General features: G+C 69.1%; 1 protein-coding gene. It reads left to right on the top strand.

The annotated features are described in order from the left end of the window. The coding region (locus tag FJV41_RS49730) for a condensation domain-containing protein (protein WP_246137918.1) at positions 1 to 579 on the top strand (579 nt) is incomplete at both ends.

Genomic DNA, 579 nt, shown 5'->3' with positions numbered 1-579 from the left:
GGACGCTGGTGCTCTCACGTCACACCGGTGAGCACGACATCCTCTTCGGCGCCACCACCTCGGGTCGCTCCGCCGACGTCTCCGGCATCGAGCACGCCGTCGGCCTCTTCATCAACACACTGCCCGTTCGCATCTTCGTCGACGAAGACGCCACCGCGCTCTCCTGGCTCCAGCAGCTCCACACCCAGCAGCTCGAGCTGCGCCAGTTCGAGCACACGCCGCTGACCCATCTCCAGCGGTGGAGCGACGTGCCGCGTGGCACGCCCCTCTTCGAGTCCCTCTTCATCGTCGAGAACTTCCCCGTCGACGCCGCCGTCAACTCGGCCAGCGCCGAGCTGGGCATCCGAGACTTCAGCGCGCGTGAGCAGGCCGATACCCCACTGGAGGCCTACGTCATCCCCGGGGACGCCCTGGAGCTGCGCCTGCTCTTCGACGCCGCGCGCTTCGAGCCCTCCACCCCCGAGCGCCTCCTGCGCCACTGGAGCGTCGCGCTCCAGGCCCTCATCTCCAGTCCCGACGCACGCCTGGGGACGCTCTCCCTGGTGACGGGAGAGGAGCGCGAGCAGGTCCTTCGCTCCT

This window comes from Myxococcus llanfairpwllgwyngyllgogerychwyrndrobwllllantysiliogogogochensis, from assembly GCF_006636215.1.
GTDB classification, from domain to species: domain Bacteria; phylum Myxococcota; class Myxococcia; order Myxococcales; family Myxococcaceae; genus Myxococcus; species Myxococcus llanfairpwllgwyngyllgogerychwyrndrobwllllantysiliogogogochensis.
This window is presented reverse-complemented; position numbering and strand designations above follow the sequence as displayed.